The organism is Corynebacterium axilliensis (genome assembly GCF_046097495.1).
In the GTDB taxonomy this organism is placed as follows: Bacteria; Actinomycetota; Actinomycetes; order Mycobacteriales; family Mycobacteriaceae; genus Corynebacterium.
This window is the reverse complement of record NZ_CP175768.1, coordinates 362,464-376,064: the sequence shown is the minus strand read 5'-3', so window position 1 is coordinate 376,064 and position 13,601 is coordinate 362,464. Positions and strand designations below refer to the sequence as shown.

The 13,601-nt window shown below is 61.7% G+C and carries 10 protein-coding genes and 2 pseudogenes; 5 read left to right on the top strand and 7 right to left on the bottom strand.

Annotated elements, in window-relative coordinates; translation table 11 throughout:
* Window positions 1-174: 174 nt before the first annotated feature.
* The 4 genes from ACKFR8_RS01850 to ACKFR8_RS01835 all read left to right on the top strand — a co-directional run bounded on the left by ACKFR8_RS01850 (window position 175) and on the right by ACKFR8_RS01835 (window position 3,340).
* The gene (locus ACKFR8_RS01850) at window positions 175-534 is read left to right on the top strand and encodes a Cd(II)/Pb(II)-sensing metalloregulatory transcriptional regulator CmtR (RefSeq protein WP_092147900.1); all 360 of its coding nucleotides are present in this window, start codon (window positions 175-177) and stop codon (window positions 532-534) included.
* Window positions 531-1,133, top strand: coding sequence for a cadmium resistance transporter (locus ACKFR8_RS01845; protein WP_408930439.1), 603 nt, complete (start codon window positions 531-533; stop codon window positions 1,131-1,133). The genes ACKFR8_RS01850 and ACKFR8_RS01845 overlap by 4 nt, the downstream gene beginning before the upstream one ends.
* Window positions 1,134-1,860: 727 nt before the next feature.
* Entirely contained in the window at window positions 1,861-2,124 is a 264-nt protein-coding gene (locus ACKFR8_RS01840) for a FitA-like ribbon-helix-helix domain-containing protein (protein ID WP_408930438.1), read from the top strand.
* A gap of 76 nt (window positions 2,125-2,200) precedes the next feature.
* Window positions 2,201-3,340, top strand: a complete 1,140-nt coding sequence (locus ACKFR8_RS01835; protein ID WP_408930963.1) for an AAA family ATPase — start codon at window positions 2,201-2,203, stop codon at window positions 3,338-3,340.
* On the opposite strand, the gene ACKFR8_RS01830 is transcribed toward ACKFR8_RS01835, so the two are convergent.
* Together ACKFR8_RS01830 and mnmA are read right to left on the bottom strand one after the other, a co-directional pair.
* Window positions 3,337-4,245 (bottom strand): methionine synthase, encoded by a 909-nt coding sequence (locus ACKFR8_RS01830; protein WP_408930437.1) that lies wholly within the window; start codon window positions 4,243-4,245, stop codon window positions 3,337-3,339. The genes ACKFR8_RS01835 and ACKFR8_RS01830 overlap by 4 nt on opposite strands.
* On the bottom strand, window positions 4,246-5,331 hold the full coding sequence (mnmA, locus tag ACKFR8_RS01825; RefSeq protein WP_408930436.1) for a tRNA 2-thiouridine(34) synthase MnmA: 1,086 nt from the start codon (window positions 5,329-5,331) through the stop codon (window positions 4,246-4,248).
* Window positions 5,332-5,435: 104 nt separating this feature from the next.
* Here mnmA and ACKFR8_RS01820 point away from each other — a divergent pair, with 104 nt between their 5' ends.
* A complete protein-coding gene (locus tag ACKFR8_RS01820) occupies window positions 5,436-6,269 on the top strand; it encodes a spermidine synthase (protein ID WP_408930435.1) in 834 nt (277 codons plus the stop codon).
* Here ACKFR8_RS01820 and ACKFR8_RS01815 read toward each other — a convergent pair.
* The 5 genes and pseudogenes from ACKFR8_RS01815 to ACKFR8_RS01795 all read right to left on the bottom strand — a co-directional run bounded on the left by ACKFR8_RS01815 (window position 6,266) and on the right by ACKFR8_RS01795 (window position 13,575).
* Window positions 6,266-7,420, bottom strand: a complete 1,155-nt coding sequence (locus tag ACKFR8_RS01815) for a glycoside hydrolase family 25 protein (protein WP_408930434.1) — start codon at window positions 7,418-7,420, stop codon at window positions 6,266-6,268. The genes ACKFR8_RS01820 and ACKFR8_RS01815 overlap by 4 nt on opposite strands.
* Before the next feature lie 307 nt (window positions 7,421-7,727).
* Entirely contained in the window at window positions 7,728-8,273 is a 546-nt protein-coding gene (locus ACKFR8_RS01810) for a hypothetical protein (protein WP_408930433.1), read from the bottom strand.
* 757 nt (window positions 8,274-9,030) lie between these two features.
* Window positions 9,031-9,612, bottom strand: a complete 582-nt coding sequence (locus tag ACKFR8_RS01805) for a hypothetical protein (protein WP_408930432.1) — start codon at window positions 9,610-9,612, stop codon at window positions 9,031-9,033.
* Between the two features lie 147 nt (window positions 9,613-9,759).
* Window positions 9,760-10,651, bottom strand: a pseudogene (locus ACKFR8_RS01800) (IS481-like element IS5564 family transposase); the annotation flags it as partial.
* A gap of 39 nt (window positions 10,652-10,690) precedes the next feature.
* Window positions 10,691-13,575, bottom strand: a pseudogene (locus ACKFR8_RS01795) (Tn3 family transposase).
* Between the last annotated feature and the right edge of the window lie 26 nt (window positions 13,576-13,601).

Here is a 13,601-nt window from a genome sequence, read left to right as displayed (position 1 = left end):
CGCGAACTACGCCAGGCTCGTGCACAACTTGAATCTCGAGCTGGCGACGCTGCTTTCGCAACTTTGCCGGAATCTCTGCTATCTCGGCTACTTCCACTGACTCTTGAGCAGCGCAGACAGCTGCACCGCTATCCGGAACTTGACTAGTTCAGTGATCGCTGTATAGTTCAGCGCATGCTGACTATTGCTTCTCGCCTCGACGTGATGAACCGCCTGGGTCGTGCACTGGCCGACCCCACTCGATCCCGGATCATCTTGACTCTGCTCGACCACCCCGCTTACCCGGCGGAACTGTCCCGAGATCTGGACCTGACACGCTCGAACGTGTCCAACCACCTGGCATGCTTGCGCGATTGTGGAATTGTCGTCTCCGAGCCCGAGGGGCGTCGGACACGATACGAGATCGCCGATCCGCACCTGGCGCAGGCGCTGACCACATTGGTCGATGCCACCTTGGCAGTAGACGAAGACGCCCCGTGCATCGATCCCGCCTGCTCGCTTCCCGGGTGCTACGCAGCTGGGGAGGACGCATGATCCTCACCTCGGTCTTGCAGGCGATCGGCCTGTTCGCAGCTACCAACATCGACGACATCATCGTGCTCTCCCTCTTCTTCGCGCGAGGGGCAGGCCAGCGCGGCACTACCGCCCGCATTCTGGCCGGCCAGTACCTCGGATTCGCGGGCATCCTCGGTGCCGCGGTTCTAGTGACCATGGGCGCCGGAGCATTCCTGCCCTCGACAGCCATCCCGTACTTCGGTCTCATCCCTCTGTGCCTCGGCCTCTGGGCCGCATGGGAGGCTTGGCGCGGAGACGATGACGACGATGACGACGAGGCCAAGGTTGCCGGCAAGAAGGTCGGTGTTTGGACAGTCGCAGGCGTCACGTTTGCCAACGGTGGCGACAACATTGGCGTCTACACCCCTGTATTCCTCAGCGTGGAACCTCTCGCAGTAGTCGCCTACTGTGTTATCTTCCTCGCGCTCGTTGCGGTCCTGGTGGCCCTGGCAAAGTTCGTCGCCACCCGCCCCCCGATCGCGGAAGTGCTCGAACGCTGGGAGGGCATCCTCTTTCCCATCGTTCTCATCGGCCTCGGCATCGTGATCCTCGTCAGCGGTGGAGCCTTCGGGCTATGACGTAGCGGTAGCGTTCCAAACGGCCCTGACTGGGCGCACCCCCTCGGTTCAGACCCCGACAACTACCCGCAGCCAGTCCTGCGTGATCGCAGCAACAAGACCACCATGGAGCGTTACAAGACCCCGGCCACCCAGCGAACGAAGCCACCACCGGCTGGTCCTCAACAACGAGGACGAAACCCGTGGCCTAGAGGTCGTGGACGAGTGCCGTAATTGGGCCTAAAACGGCGTTGAGACCAAGAAAAAATGACCCCTCCAACGAAGGGAGTGGGTCATTTTTCGTTCGCGGCCAATTTTTTGGCTGGCAGGAGGTTTCGTAGAAAGATTGAAGTGGTTTCGTGAAAGCCCCCAAACGCGCCGCCTTCGCCAACAACGGTTCCCTCACCGGCACCGAAGACCTAGCCCAAGCACTATTCGACGGGCTCGCGCCCTAAGGAGAAACCGTGGTCCTCACCATCAGCATGATCGTTATCATTGCTTCCCTTTTAGGGTCCGCATGGAAAGCAATCGTTGTCCCCAAAAGACGAGCTCACGCGTTATTTCCGTCCTGATGAATACCCTCACTGTCGCCGTTATCGGACTTGCCATGCTCTGGAATTCAGGCCTCCACTTCTTCTGGTCGTACGGCCTCGTCGCCGCATGTGTTCTGTACGCCGGCGCAGTAGCTTGGCGGGCTGCAGAATCGAAGCTCAAAAGCGCAATCTAAAACCTTCCGTAGACTGGCGCTATGGCTGCTCCCGCTCACCGCACCATCCATATCCCCAACGTCGACCCCTCCGTCATTGACACCCTCCAGAAGCGCGCTGATGCTGCTGGCATTTCTTTGGAAAACTACCTGCGCGATCTCCTGACAACCACAGCTTCACACCCAGATTTCCCGCAGCGTCCCAGTGTTCAGGAAAAGATTACGGAGCTCACCCATCGTGCCCCTATAGCTATTAACGGCGATTTCGACGTCGTCGGCGCCATTCGGACGGTGCGGGACGCCTAAATCGACCTGGGCGCCGAAAAAGTCTCCCAAATCTCCCCATTTCAAAAAGTCTCCCAAATCTCCCAATCCATTTATGATGGAGACCATGACCCCACACGAGAATCCCTTTCGCCCCACCTTCGGCGTTCCACCGCTCTTTTGGGTTGGCCGCACGGCAGTGCTCGACACCTTTCGGGCTGCACTAGATTCACAACCAGGCAGCCCTGGCCGCTCGCTCATTATTAGCGGCGCTCGCGGTATTGGCAAGACGGTGCTCCTCAACGAACTCGAAGATATCGCCTCGAGCCGCGGGTGGATTACGTTGCGCGCCTCGGGCCGCAGCTCCATGGTGGAAGAACTGGTCGATACCACCATCCCGCGCATCATGGACAAGCTTGCCCCAGCGGACAAGCACAAGGTCAACCGCGTCGGCGTTGGCGGCCTGGCAACCATTGGCATTCAGCACAACACGGAAGAGGCCTATAAACCCACGCTCAACACTCGCCTGCGCGAGCTTTTAGCGCTACTCAAAGGCACAGGCGTGCTGCTCACCATCGACGAGGTACAGGACGCGGACGCAGACGACCTCACCTCCTTGGCCGTGACCTACCAGGACCTCGTGCGCGATGAACTCGACGTTGCCATCGTGGCCGCTGGTCTGCCGCAGGGCGTTAACCGCCTGCTGGACTTGCCTGGCGTGACCTTTCTACGCCGCGCCCAGAAGTTCGTTCTGGGCCCGCTCTCTCCTGCTAACGCCACCGTGGCTTTCACGGAAACAGCCGCCCATTCCGGGCTCGAATTCACTGATGATGCAGTGGCCGCTGCCGTTCGCCTTTCCCGCGGCTACCCCTACCTCGTGCAGCTCGTCGGTTCGTTGGCCTGGGGCCGGGCGCAGCGTGGAAGTGGAAGCAGCGTCGAGGAACACGACGTCACGGCAGTATCAGCCGAGGCCATCTCGGTTCTCGGCGCCCAAGTCCACCAGCCTGCGACCCTTTCGCTCCCGCCGGCGCAGCGTCTCTTCCTCGAAGCGATGAGCGCGGTCATGGAAGATGGCACGGCGGAAATCAAGGACATCGCCGCGCACCAAGATCGGACGGTGCGCTCCCTCTCTGCCACACGCCAGCGGCTTATCGACGCCGACCTCATCGAACCCACCGCCCATGGCCAGCTCCAGTTCGTCATCCCCTACATGGAGGCCTTCTTCACCACGACGGACAGCCTGGGGCGCGTGGACTAGAGATTGCCGGCGTCGCGGGCGAGGATATCGGCGGTCTCGGATACCGAGCGCAGAGTGCTAGCGGAAGCCGTGACTGGGTACACGTCAAATTTATCGACGAGCAGCTCGCGTGGCATGCCGATGCGGTCAAGGTGGCGGGCCAGTGCGATAGCCTCCGCGCGGGCATCGCGACCGGGGAACCCCAGCCCAATGCGGTGCCCGGCGCTGAGGTGCTCCCCCAAGCCGTCGAGATTGCGCGGGGTGTCCAGGCCCCGGAAGTCCGTGAGGAAAGTCGTTGCCGCGGGCGCGAGCGCCCACAGCGGCGGGGCGTGGAGGTAGTCCGCCTCGAAGGACTGCAGCAGATCGAGCGCGACCTCGTTGGGGACGGCGGGAATGGTGTCGAAGTCGGTGGTGCCGGGAAGGCGGCCCGCCGTGACGTCGCCAAGCAGCGGCTCGTCGAGCTGGACGACGACCTCCCCGTGGAAGCGGCTAGCGACGTCCTCGGCGTGGGCGTGCAGGCCCTGGCGGAGGGACTCGGCGAGCTCGGTGAAGGCTCCGCGGTCGGTGAGGACGCGGTGGCCGTCGGAAAGCTCAATGCTCGCCGCGAGCGACCACGGGCCAAGTGCCTGTACCTTCACGCGGGTCACGTTCTCACCCCAGACCTCCTGAACCTCGTCGAGGTCGCGCTCCAGCCGGTCCCACGCGCGGCGGGTCAGCAGTTGCGGGCGCGCCGTCATCCGCCACGCGCGCGGCCCGCGGTCGATGGAGATGGCCTCCAGCATGCTGGCCGTGCGGCCCACCGCATCCGAGCCCAAGCCGCGCTCGGGAAGCTGCGGGAGGGCGGGAAGCGCGGTCTCCCCCAGGATGATGTCCGCTGCCTCCGCCATGGACGTGCCGGGCATGGGGCCAAGGGCGAATCCGGTCATCTACTTCGTCCCGCAGATGGTGCCGGAACCCAGCACGATATCGCCCAGCTCGTCCGGGCTCGGCAGGTAGAGCACGGCAGCCTGGCCACGCGCCACGCCGGAGAGAGGCTCGTTAAGCTCCAGCGCCATGCGGTCGCCCTCGCGGTCCACGTGGGCGCGGCAGGGAACGACAGAGCCGTGGGCGCGCACCTGCACCTCGCAGTCAAAGTCGCCGTCCATGGCCGGGTGGAGGTATTTGAGTCGGTCGGCCTCAATGCTGGTCACGGCCAAATCAGCGCGCGATCCCACGGTGACGGTGCCGGTGGCGGCGTCGATGTCGGTGACGTAGCGCGGGGAGCCGTCGGCAGTCGGCGTCTTGATGTCGAGCCCCTTGCGCTGGCCGATGGTGTAGTTCCACGCGCCATCATGCTCCTTGAGCTCGTTGCCCGCAGTGTCCACGATCATGCCCGGGCGCAGACCGATGGAGCGGCCCAGGAAGGCCTGGGTATTGCCGTCCGGGATGAAGCAAATGTCATAAGAATCCGGCTTGGAGGCGGTGGAAAAGCCGTGGCGCTTGGCCTCCTCGCGGATCTGTGGCTTCGGGGTATCCCCGATGGGGAAGAAGCAGTGGTCCAGCTCCTCCTTGGTGATGACACCCAGCACGTAGGACTGGTCCTTGTTCTCATCCAGGGAGCGGCGCATGTAGCCGTCGGCGTCGATAGTGGCATAGTGGCCCGTTGCCACCGCATCAAATCCCAGCGCCATGCCCTTGCGCAGTAGGGCTGCGAACTTAATCTTCTCATTGCAGCGCAGGCACGGATTGGGGGTCTCACCGCGGGCGTAGGAGTCCACGAAGTCACCGATGACGGCTTCCTTGAACTCCTCGGAGAAGTCCCACACATAGAAGGGAATGCCCAGCTTGTCGCAGATGCGGCGGGCGTCGGCGGAATCCTCCAGCGAGCAGCAGCCCCGAGCCTTCTCCCGGGTCTGCTGGGCGTCCTTGTGCAGGGCCAGGTGCACGCCAATGACGTCGTGGCCCGCCTCCACCGCGCGCGCCGCGGCGACGGAGGAATCGACGCCGCCGGACATGGCTACCAGTACTCGCATGCTCTCCCCTTCTTCTTTCATTGACGTCCACCAAGACTAGTCGCGGTGTACCTCCTACCCCAACACGCCATCGCTCTGAGGTATTCCCTAAGCTAATCAGCATTATGGGCAGGAAACGCAGTACTGAACACTCCATCGCGGGCACCTACGAAATCTCCACCGGCGAGCTCGTCGTCGTGCCGGATCCCTTCCGCGACGGCGCCTTCATCCTCAACATCAACGGCGTGCCGTCCTCGCACCTCATCCCTGACGAGCCGCGGGCCCTGGAGTTTGAGTACATGCGCTGGATTGCCGCCGCCGTGGAGAATCTTGCTTCCGGCAAGCGCCTGCTGCATTTGGGCGGCGGGGGCTGTTCCCTGCCCCGCTACTTCGCCGACCTGTGGCCGGATTCCCACAACACGGTGGTCGAACTCGATGCCAAGCTAGCGGAGCTCATCCGTGACCTGGCCGCCATCCCCTCAGCGCCCCGCGTGAAAATCCGCGCCGGCGAGGCCCGCGCTGTCACCGAAGGATTTCCGCCGAACCGCTTCGACGTCATCATCCGGGACGTCTTCGCCGGTGCGAAGACCCCAGAGCCGCTGACCACCCAGGAGTTCTTCCAGCACGCCCACGCCACGCTCAGCCCGGGCGGGCTCTACGTGGCCAATTGTGGCGACCACTCCGACCTGCAGGGCGCAAAGGCGGAGCTCGCCGGAATGGCGGAGGTATTTGCGCATGTTGCCGTTATTGCCGATCCTCCCATGCTTAAAGGCCGGCGCTACGGCAACATCATCCTCATCGGCTCGGATACCGAGCTTCCCACAGACGGCTCCCCCGCAGCCGCCACGATATCCAAGCCCCTCTTGTCCGGGGCCGTGCCCGCGCACTACCGCGACGAGGCGTGGACGCGCCACTTCTTCAGCGGCGCGAGCCCGCGTCGCGATACGCCTGCTCTTTAAAGCAGGCTGTTGAGCAGGTCCGCCACCTGCTTGGAGTCGAACGCCGGCACCTCGACGCCCGCGCCGTGTCCGGCGGTGCGCGCCACGTCGGCGGCGGTGTCCACGTCCTGCTGGTCAATGTTGTTGGAGTCGAAGTCCTGGACGTGCTCCGCGTTATCGAGGAACAGGGCCAAGTCGCCGGTGGTGGCGTCGTGGTTGGCCAGCTTGTCCAGGTCGCCGGTGCTAATAGCGCCGGTCTTGAGCAGCTTCTCCGCCTGCTCGATAAGCTCGGTCGGGTCGATGGAGATGCCCGCGTCCTGCGCAGCCTGGGCCACGGCCGGGATCGCCATCGCGCCGGCGGCCACGGCAAGGATGCCCGCGATGAGAACGCCGGCGTCATCGCCCAGGTCAATGCCCGGCACCACCAAGTCGTCGACGATGCCGCCGAAGTTGATGTAGTTGCCGTTGGAGAACTCCTTCAGCTGCGACTGGCTGCCGTTGAACAGGTTCATGTCCACGACGGTTTCGATACCGGCCACGCGGCCGGAGCCGGAGCGCTGCCAGAAGGCAATCTTGTCCCAGCCACCGACGGGTTCCGGAGCGGTGTCCTGGTAGGCGGCCAGCCACAGCGGGTACTCAGAGAAGCGCGTGGTGTTGCCCATCTGGCCCATCCAGAAGAACTTGTAGGTGTAGAGCATAGGCGTGCGGCCGGTCAGCGACTTGACCTCGGTCATGAAGGTGTCGATCCAGTCGGCGAGCTGATCGGCGCTCAAACCTTCGGTGACCTCAATGTCCAGCACCGGCGGCAGGGTCTGAGACGGCACCAGGGCGATCTGGGAGGCGAAGCTCGCTGCCTGCTGCTTGGCGTCGCTGGCCGGGCGGGCGTAGTGGTACGCGCCCACCTCGAGGCCGGCTGCCGACGCCGCGTTGGCGTCCCCCACAAACTTCGGGTTCACGAAGGAGGTTCCCTCGGTGGCCTTGACGAAGGCGAAGGACTGGCCATCCGACTTCACAGCATCCCAGTCGATGCCGCGCAAGGACATGTGGTTGTTGCCGGAAACATCCACGCCCTGTGGCGCGGTGGACGGGATGGCAACGGCGGTGGATACGGACAACGCAAGGGCCGTTACGGCAGTAACGGCGGCGGTAACAAGGCGACGTGCATGGCTCATGCGCGCAACACTACCGAATTCGCCCCAATAATCACAGACGCAACACGCGCAACATTCAACTCTTTCGTCACAGTAGTTGCGGGTCCAGCACTACACGCAGTGCTTGACGACGCCCCACCACTACTCTTTCGAGTTCACCCCCGACGACGCGTGGTCACTCATTTCGCTTGACGAGTTGCAAGAGATGCGCAAGCGCAAGATCGGGTTCCCGCAGAGGAACCATGTGCTCACCCTTGGGTGAGGCAATAGTTTCGTACGCTCTCGCTGGTCTCCGTGAAGCGGGACGTGGGTCTGGAGAAAGGCGAGCCTAGAAGTACTGGTTCATGTAGTCGCGAGAACCCAGGCCGATCGCGTCAAAGCACTCTGCCTCCTTGGCTTCTTCTTCGAAGTACTCGAGTTCCTCACCCTCGGTGCCCCCAGCTCGCGCTTCCTCGAGTTCCTCAAGGGCATCGGCCAGCGCGTACGGTTGCCATACGCTAAGCCCCAGTTTCTCGAAAGCGTAAGACTCTGGAGCTTGATCATCGTCAATCCGAGACCCGTGGTTAAGCCTCTTCAACAGCTCGGCGCACTCGATGGCGTTCATGTGGGAGAGGTTATGGCCTTCCCATTCCACCGTGACACCGTCTTTCTCAGGGTTGGTCGCGAACTCAATAAATTCAACACCGTTGTCACCGATGTGAACTTGAATATTTGCCTGGGAGTAGTACAAGGGGCTTTCACTCGGGTGATTCTCCGGCTCCCCGAGAACCGCTACCACCTGCTCAGCACTGTCACCGAAGCGAATAGTACCTTCGCCTAACGGTAATGCGAACTGAGCACCTTCATGCGAGAACAACGTTATTGAAGATGCCATCAGTACCTCCACGACCTACCGACCAAGCTCCTCGAGCCTGTACCAATCGGAGTGCCTAGAATAAGCCGAGTTGGATAAAGGCGCAACGAAGAGTTTTCCTCAAAACAACCGCTAATGTCGATTTGGGGTAGTTGGTACCGCGAGTCCGCGTAGTTGGTACCGGTGTTCCGTGTATCCGGTACTGCATTGGGTTTTTCTTTCATAGTTGATGTTGGCGACACCACAATCCGCTGGTGTTGCGTCAACTTCTACTTGGAAGGAGCTGGTCCTTGTGGCCAACTTCAAGCAGATCATTGCGATGTGCCTTGATGGTGCTAGCTAGGCGCAGATCACACACGCATTGGGGTGTTCACGACGGGAAGTATCCCGGGCAAAGAATGTCATCTCTGATGAGGGTTGACTTCAGAGATTTTCCGTCAGCTCCCGCTGGGGTGGTTTGATGATCGATTCAGTGATGGCCGGAGTAAGAGGTCTTTGTCCTATGACCTGCTGTATCTCGGCGGGGCATGTCGGTGTCAACGTCTAGGGGTATTGAGCAGAGTGATATTTAGCCCGCTGAGTTCGGCTTGGTCGATGTGGATTTGGTCAGGAAACCAGGATGAGGCCGCCGATTCAGCTAAGGAAACGGACGGGGCCTATCGGTGCCAAATGGTGCCAAATGGTGCTACCCTAGTGTTATTGCCACCTGTTACGACAGGATCGGAAGAAGACCCTGGGACCCCAGCCGGACGACTGGACCCGGGGTCTTCGCCTGCCTCTAGAGGGAATCCGGGGTGGGACGGTTGAGGACCACTTTCTCGTGCAGCTTCTCCCAGTACTGCTCTTCCCCTAGGTGGACGGAGTTCAGTGCTCCCAGAACGGCATCTGGAATCCAGAGCAGGGGATCATCGCCACCGCGTACGTGTCGCAGTCGGATGCCAGCACTTTGTCCCTGGCCCTGCAGGGCAACTATATGGGCGACGTCTCGCCTGTTTTGTGCTTCTTGCCGGCTTTCCAAAGTGACGTTGTGGACGTGCATCTCGGAGAGCTCGAAGTACATCTGCTCCAAGCATTTCCTGCGGTGCCTCTCCGTCTTCTTGCTCACTTCACTCTGGTGGGTGATGATCGCTTGCATGGAGTCGATCTCAGAAAGGGTGTCCACGATTTTTCGGCGTCGGCTATGACGTTCGTCGGTCCAGTGAAGTTTGACCTGGCCAGGAAGTCGTAGTGGACGCAGCTCCTCGCGTATTTTTTCCAAGTCTTGAGTGTCGATGATGGCTGCACACACCATGTACTCCTGCCGGTCTGGGGGTCTAAGGGCGGAGGACTCATCGATGTAGGCGACTAGCTGTGATTCCACCCTGAAATTGTAGCCCGTCCGGGCCGACGCACCCCTCGGCTCGGTACCAAATACTCGGGTTAAGGGTCAAAAAGTGTGTCCGGAATCGCGGATTTTCACGGATTGACCTGTAGGTTTCCGGAAAGTATATGCTCCGGAAGCATATATCTAGCTGTGATGTCCAGGGACGTTGTTGAGTCGGTCGAAGGGTACGCCGCCAATCGCAGAGTGGTGTCGGTGGTGGTTGTAGAAGTGGAGCCAGCCGGGCAGCGCCAGGCGTCGTTCGGCCTCTGAACCGTAAAACCTGGCATAGGCCCAGCCGTCCCCGAGCGTGCGGTGGAATCGCTCGATCTTCCCGTTCGTCTGCGGCCGGTAGGGGCGTGTCCGCTTGTGTCGGATGCCGAGCCGAGCGCAGAAGTCCCTCCATGCGTGGGATTCTGTATGCCGACCCGTTGTCGGATAGGACTCGCTCGACGGTCACGCCTCGTTCGGCGAACCAGGCCACGGCGCGTTCGAGAACTCCCACCGCTGTGCTCGCCTGCTCATCCGACCAGATTTCTGCGTATGCGACGCGGGAGTGGTCGTCGATGACTGTGTGAACGAACGCCGTCCCGGTGCGCGGCTTGTGATCTTTTCCTCGTGGTAATCCCGGAGTCGCGAGCTTGTTCCGTGCGCCTTGCTGCCGACCTACGTAACGATGTCCACCGCCGTCGGGGATGTTGCCGAACTTCGTGACATCGACATGAATCAACGATCCCGGATGAGGATGCTCATATCGCCGCAATGGCTCGCCAGTGACACGATCGATATGCGAGAGGCGGTTCACGCGGCAACGGACGAGGACCGCGTGAACAGTCGACGTCGAGAGACCAAGTCGCGCAGCGATCTGGGCTGGCCCCAGTCGAAGCCGCCAGCGCAGGTTGATGATCTTCTTCTTGACATGCTCGGGCGTCCTGCCTGGGATCCGGTGCGGCTTGCTGGAGCGATCCTGCATCCCAAACTCACCCTCTTCCCGGTAGCGGCCTGCCCATTTCCGGGCAGTGATCGGGGAGACCATGAACATCTTGGGGTCGTTTGCGGGAGGGGGCGGAATCCTACGCTAAGGCTTTGGCCAGCGATATTCTCCGGTGAGATTGATGTGTTCCCATCCGAGCGGCGAAACATGGGCCAAGAGATCGGGCGATAGCAGCTTTCCATCGCGTTTCTGGTTTGCAACGACCTCGCCGAGCTTCATGGTGTTCCAGAAGATGATGATGGCGGCGAGCAGATTCATGCCGGCGATGCGGTAATGCTGGCCTTCGGCGGAACGGTCGCGGATTTCACCGCGGCGGTGGAAGCTGATTGCCCGCTTCAGCGCATGATGAGCTTCGCCTTTGTTGAGCCCGATCTGGGCACGCCGTTGGAGTTCGGCATCCAGAATCCAGTCGATCATGAACAGGGTGCGCTCGACGCGACCGACTTCCCGCAGGGCTGTCGCGAGCTCGTTCTGCCGCGGATAGGAGGCGAGTTTCCGCAGAATCTGGCTTGGCGCGACGGTCCCGGCAGCAATGGTGGCGGCGATGCGCAGGATGTCGGGCCAATTGCGCTCGATCATGGCTTGGTTGACCTTTCCGCCGATCAACGCTCGCAGGTGCGCCGGGGCGGCCGACGGATTGAACGCGTAGAGCCGTTTGGATGGCAGGTCGCGGATGCGCGGAGCGAACCGGTAGCCGAGAATGGCACATGCGGCAAAGACGTGATCGGTGAAGCCGCCCGTGTCGGTGAACTGCTCGCGGATATGGCGTCCAGCATCGTTCATCAGCAGGCCATCGAGGATGTAAGGCGCTTCGCTTGCCGTTGCAGGAATCACCTGGGTTGCGAACGGCGCATATTGGTCGGAGACGTGGCTATAGGCTTTCAGGCCCGGGGTATTGCCATATTTCGCGTTGACCAGGTTCATGGCCTCACCTTGCTCTGTAGCGACGAAGAACTGTCCGTCGCTCGAAGCCGACGTGCCCATGCCCCAGAACCGGGCCATGGGTAACGCTGCCTGTGCCTCGACCACCATGGCCAGCGCCCGGTCATAGGCTTCGCCCTCGACATGCCACCGTCCAATGCGGATCAATTCCCAGAAGGTGTGGGTGTTTGTCGCATCCGCCATTTTGCGCAAGCCGAGGTTGATCCCTTCCGCCAAGATAACGTTCATTAGCCCGATCCGGTCAGCGCAGGGTGCTCCTGTGCGCAGATGGGTGAACGCTTCGGTGAAGCCGGTCGCCGCATCCACCTCCAGCAGGAGATCGGTGATGCGCGTGGGCGGGATCTGCTTGTAGAGATCGAGCACCAGATCTTCGGCGCCTGTCGGCGCGGCGGCTTCGAGTTTCTCGATATGCAGAACGCCGTTTTCAATCGACCCGCCCGGGATCGTGCCTGCGCGAGCGGCACGGCCAAGCTCGCGCAACCGCATGTCGAGGCGAGCTTGCCGGTCTGCCAGCCATTCCTCCGGCCGCAATGGCACAGCGAGACGACCGCCTTCCGCGATGGCTTGTGCCGGAACGAGTGCGTGTTTCAGATCGCCATAGCGCCGGGACCTAGTAAGCCAGACATCTCCGGAGCGGAACGCATCGCGCAGATGGAACAGCACCGCGATCTCCCATAGGCGAGCGTCGCCAGCCCTCTGGGCCCGAAGGTGGCGATGCCATTTCGAGCTGGGCCGCAAGAAGCTGGTCATCGCGGCATCGTTCAAACCGGTACGAAGGGCCGTCACCGCTTCCAGAAGCGGCAGTGCAACGGGCGCAGCTCGCAGATCGAGCAGGCGCAACATGCGTGGAGCGTATCGGCGGAAGCGGTGATAACCGTCGAGCACATGATTGAGCGGATCGTCGGCCATGGTGGCGGTCAGCCTGGTTGCCATTGCAACAAGGGTTTTAAGCCGTCCCACCCTGACCCACTCGCGATGACATCGCCCAGCGGCTGGCCATCATCCTGTGCATCGACCAGGGCGCCCCCGATCTCGGCGAAGGATTTCAGGGTGTCACGCACCACCCCCGCTTCGTCTGCGACCTTTGCATGGCAAATACGCTCCGAAGCACGGTAGAGACGGCCGACGATCCGGTCGTGGGTTTCGACCACTGCGTCGGCCAACATCGCCTGCCATTCCGAGACGCAAACAGCCAAGATCGCAAGCCGCCTGTCCTCCGGGAGATCGCGCATGCCGTCGGCATAATACCGTTCACCCTGCCTGCGCAGACGAGTCACCCGATGGGCAGGAACGCCGGCAAGCAGATCCTCGGGGAGATCGACGCGTTGCAGATATTCGAGCCGGTCGAGCAGCCGGTTGGCCGACGAAGAGTTCGAGCCAGGCTCGAACTGGCGCAGCCACACAAAACGGGTCACCCGATCATCAGCCGTCTCCTCGAGCAATGCCAGCAACTGTTCTCGGATCGACATAGGCAGCCGACTGGCGATCCTCGTCTCGATGCGTCGCTCGGCATCGACGAGAGCCGCGGCACAAAGCCGCTCGATCGTGGATGTCGCGGGAAGGACAGTGCGGGTGCGTCGGCACTCGGCTACGAAGCGACGGGCGATATCCTCGTTCGACACCGCCATCTCGGCTTCTCGGAACAACCATTCCTTCAGCTCGCTCGCACCACGTCCGGAGAAGGTGCGGAAGCCGTAGAGCCCCCGTAACTCGGCAAGATGCTCGTGCCGTGTTTCCTCGCGGGCAGCATAGTCTACGAGATCGTCGGCACCCAGGCCAAGCTGCGCTCCGATAAATTCGATGACCTCTGCAGGGATCAGTTCGCCTGGAGCCAGCACCCGGCCGGGATAGCGCAGGACACACAATTGCAGGGCGAAGCCGAACCTGTTGTGAGCGCGCCGACGCAGCCTGATATGCCCAAAGTCTTCATCACTCAGCGTATAGTGCTTGAGCAAATCCGTCTGTGAAGTCGGCAAGCGCAACAGCGCGTCTTTCTGCCGATCGGTTAGAGTGACGCGACGCGGCATACATGTTCCTTTTTCAAAATCTGATA